Raw genomic sequence first — 3789 nt, 5'->3', positions numbered from 1 at the left:
GGTGTGGGGAGATTGGGGAGTACGAGCGATGAGGGGCCGCCGACCGTGAGGTCGGCGGCCCCTCGGGAGTGGGTTGTGGTCAGCCGTTCTGCGATGGGGTGTCCGCCGTTGTGGCGTTGAGGGCGACTGGGTCGAAGCCGGCCTCGGTCAGGACGTTGGCGGCTACTCCGCGACCGACCTGGGCAAGTCCGATCAGCAGGTCGTCGCAGTCGATGTGCTCGGAGCCGTTCTGCTCGGATCGTGCCTCCGCGATGGCGATGGCCTTGCGGGAGTAGGGCGTCCATGCGATGCGTTCGGCTGCTTGGGAGGCGCCCATGCTCAGCCGGGTTCCGACGGACCGGTGGACCGTCTCCGGCGAGACGCCGGCTGACTGCAGGAGCTGGGTGGCGCTGTTGTCCTGTGCGGTCAGCCCCCAGAGCAGGTGCTCAGTGCCGATGTAGTTGTTGCGGTGCTGCACCGCCGCCTGTTTGACGTGAACCATCGCCTGGCGGAGGTCGTCGGTCATGGTCTCGGGGCTGTATCGCTTGTGCGGTGCGTGGAAACGCTGCTGGACCGCCTGTCGGGTCACGCCCAGGGCGGCACCGATGTCGGTCCATGAAGAGCCGTGCATCCGGCAGTGCTCGACGTAGTCCTCGACCAGGTCATCTGCCAGCGCCTGCATCTGGCCTGCGAGTTGGGCGGCAACGGTGAGAAGGGCGAGCCAGTCCGGCTGTTCTTGTCCGCCGGGGCGGTGCGCGGTGTCGCATCTGCGGTCGACTTCCGCGATGAGATCGTCCAGGTCTGGAAGAGCCATGAGGCAAGTACGCCTTGACAATTCAAAATTGTCAAGGCGTACTTGCCTTGCGTCATGCGTGTGTCAGGGGAGTCTCCGCATCGGGATGACGTCGGGACCGGTGGGCATGGGAGGACGTGCGGCTTCTGGGGTGGCCAGCAGAGCGACGATGGTCACGGGCTGCTGGCAGTGCGGGCAGTTGCGGGTTGCCGTGGGCTCCAACGGGTCTCGTTCGGCGACGAGTTGGCGCCCGGGGCGAGTGACGGCTTTGGGCGGTGGCGGGAACTCTGGCCGTGTCTGCGGCGGTGGGAGCGGTGCTTCACCCAGGCGGCGGGCCCGGGCCTCGTTGCGTTCATGCTCGCGCTGCCTTTCGGCATCCTTGCGGCATGCGGGCGAGCAGTAGACCCGCCGCACCGTGGTGGGGGCGTCGAAGACGTTCTCGCAGGTCGGGCAGGTCCGTTGCTCGTGGTACTCGCTGCTGTTGAACGCCTTGTGCCGGCACTCGGGAGAGCAGTAGATGCGACGCTTCGCGCGGCCGTAGGCGGTGAACTCGCCTGCGCAGACCGGGCAGGTCATCTGAGCGGGGACTTTCTGCCGGTTGGCCTCGCGGCAGGTGGGTGAGCAGAAAACCTGCCGACTGGTGCTGCTGGCGACGGCGAAGACGGTTTCGCAGACCGGGCAGCGTCGGGCCATGGGGTCGGTGTCCTCGGGGATGATGGGCTGGTCAGGAGACACGGGCGTTCACTCCCGTCCGCAAGGCGTCGGCCTGGTTCTGGTGGTTGCGCAGCCGGTAGGAGGGGCCGTCGATGCCGACGACCGCGGCCCGGTGCAGGAGACGGTCGAGCATGGCCGCGGCAACGGTGGCGTCGCCGAAAGCGCCGGCCCAGTCGGCGATCCCGACATTGGTCGTCAAGATCGTCGAAGACTTCAGATACCGCTGGTTGATCACCTGGAACAGGGCGGAGGCGCCGTCCTCCGGCAGCGGCAGATAGCCCAACTCGTCAATGATCAGCAGTTTGGGTCCGGCGAAGAAGTTCATGCAGGTCTTCCACCGGCCCTCCAGGGCAGCCTTGTGGCACTTCGCTGCGAGCTCGGCGGCAGTGGTGAAGTAGACGCGGTGGCCCGCATCGACTGCGGCCCGGCCGAGCGCGACCGCGAGCATGGTCTTGCCCACCCCGGGCGGGCCGACGAACAGCACGTTCGAGGCGTCGTCCAGGAAGCGCAGGGTGGCCAGGTCACGGATGAGTTTCTCGTCGACACCGGGCTGGGCGGCGAAGTCGAAGTCCGGCAGCGTCCAGGGCTCCGGCAGGCAGGCGAACCGCAGCCGGGAACTCAGCCGACGTGCCTCGGTGGCCTCGACCTCGATCTCCAGCAGCCTCTCCAGAGCGGCGGTCAGTGACAGCCGCTCGGCTCGGGCCTGGTCCAGCACCCGCGGCAGAGCCTCGGCGGCGTCGTTGAGTTTCAGATAGGACAGGTGGGCCCGCAGCTGCTGATAGCGGCGCGCTTCGCTCATCTGCATCGGCGTCGTACTCACTCCTCGTTCTCCTCCTCCTTCGGCGGGGGAACGGTCCGCAGCCCTTCGGCCACGGCGGCATAGTGGGAAAGGTCGACCACGACCCGCTCGGCGGTCGACCCGGTGGCCTGCCGGTTCCGCAGCTTGTCGGCCTCGGCGAGCGCGGCCTCCGACGGCGGACGCCGGACCTTGGTCTTGCAGGGCGCCCGGTCCGAGAAGGACTCCAGAACCCTGCGCTCCAGCGCGATCACATGCCCGGCGTCACGGACGGTCTGCCCCGCCCCGCGGGGCGCCCGCCGGTGACGGGCGATCACCGCCCTGCCAGCGGTGGCGATGCTGACCACGTCCTCGCCCAGGCGGTGGACGACAAAGAGTCTCGCCCCGGGCAGACCGGGCGGGACGGAGTAGAAATTGCCCTCGAACTGCACCAGGCCCTGCGCACTCACGGTCCGTTCGACCGTCAACTCGGCCGGGAACGGCACGGACGGAATCTCCAACAGCGGCTCCGCCGCGGCCAGTTCACCCACCGTCGTCCGAGCCCCGCCGACGGTGCGGCGGCGCTCGTCCATCCTCACAGCGAGCTTGTCGACGCCGGACTGGGCCTGCTCGACGGTGAGGTGATCGGGGACCGTGCGCCACCACCGCTGAGCGGCAGCGTGGTTCATCTTCTCCACGACCCCTTTGCGGTTGCCGCGGCGCGGCGGGCAGATGTCGACTCCAACGCCGTAGTACTTCGCGACGCCGGCGAATGCCGCGGTGATCTGCCCGCTGGAGGCATAACAGACCGTCGACATGCGGTCGAACCGCCACCGCCGGGCTGTCCCGCCCAGCTTGCGCAGCACGGCATCCAGGGCCTGGACCAAGTGCGGGAAGTCCTCGCACTCCGCCAGCTGAGCCCGCCAACGTCCCGAATGCGACAGAGCCCCGACCAACAAATGCGCGTGCTCTCCAACACCCCACTCACTCGGAGGGGTTGGCAGCTCCAGCCAGTCGAACTGGATCTCCTCGCCCGGCGGATGAGCGATCACGGCCGTGTCGCGGCCCTTCGCCCCGTGACACGGTTCGCAATGTGGACGCACCTCATATCGGCGCAGAGCCCGGGTGAACGTCGAGTACGCACCCTCATAGCCGAGTTCCCGCACCTCGTCGAACAGCGTGGTCGCCCACAGGTGCGGATCATCGGCAAGCCGGCGCCGGCAGTACTCCACAAACGGCGTGAACGCATCCGGCGGCTGCCGCCGCTGCCCAGGGGTGATCTCCCCGTTCAGATAGGCACGAATGGTCTTGCGGTCACGGCCCAGATGCCGGGCGATCGCCGAGATCGTCCACCCCTGCCGACGCAGAGCATGAGCGTCCACGTCCTCCTCCAGCGTGAGCATCCAGGCCCCCGAACAGGCCGACCATCAAGCGCACGCAGGCTGTCCACGACACACCAGGGCCAAGACGACACGCCGACCAACATCACGCGAAGAGACCGAACAACGTCACCCAAAGGGCGGGGAGA

Annotated in this window: 4 protein-coding genes; all 4 read right to left on the bottom strand. The window is 68.1% G+C overall.

What is annotated here, in order from left to right:
* Positions 1 to 79 precede the first annotated feature (79 nt).
* Positions 80 to 793 (bottom strand): Clp protease N-terminal domain-containing protein, encoded by a 714-nt coding sequence (locus ABD355_RS43445; protein ID WP_344406889.1) that lies wholly within the window; start codon positions 791 to 793, stop codon positions 80 to 82.
* A 63-nt stretch (positions 794 to 856) separates the two neighbouring features.
* A complete protein-coding gene (locus ABD355_RS43440) occupies positions 857 to 1507 on the bottom strand; it encodes a hypothetical protein (RefSeq protein WP_344406888.1) in 651 nt (216 codons plus the stop codon).
* Positions 1497 to 2306 (bottom strand): IS21-like element helper ATPase IstB, encoded by an 810-nt coding sequence (gene istB, locus ABD355_RS43435; RefSeq protein WP_344406887.1) that lies wholly within the window; start codon positions 2304 to 2306, stop codon positions 1497 to 1499. Before istB ends, ABD355_RS43440 begins: the two co-directional genes overlap by 11 nt.
* Positions 2303 to 3664 carry an IS21 family transposase gene (gene istA / locus ABD355_RS43430; protein ID WP_344406886.1) on the bottom strand — a complete coding sequence of 454 codons (1362 nt, stop codon included), beginning with the start codon at positions 3662 to 3664 and terminating at the stop codon, positions 2303 to 2305. The genes istB and istA overlap by 4 nt, the downstream gene beginning before the upstream one ends.
* Positions 3665 to 3789 lie beyond the last annotated feature (125 nt).

The sequence above is a fragment of the Streptomyces longisporus genome, from assembly GCF_039532765.1.
Taxonomy (GTDB): Bacteria; Actinomycetota; Actinomycetes; order Streptomycetales; family Streptomycetaceae; genus Streptomyces; species Streptomyces longisporus.
The sequence above is the reverse complement of the archived record's forward strand: the minus strand, read 5'-3'. Positions and strand labels throughout refer to the sequence as shown.

Excerpts from the sequence above, each read along its gene's own strand:
- ABD355_RS43445 (WP_344406889.1), bottom strand. The coding sequence starts at position 793 with ATGGCTCTTCCAGACCTGGACGATCTCATCGCGGAAGTCGACCGCAGA.
- istA (WP_344406886.1), bottom strand. The coding sequence starts at position 3,664 with ATGCTCACGCTGGAGGAGGACGTGGACGCTCATGCTCTGCGTCGGCAG.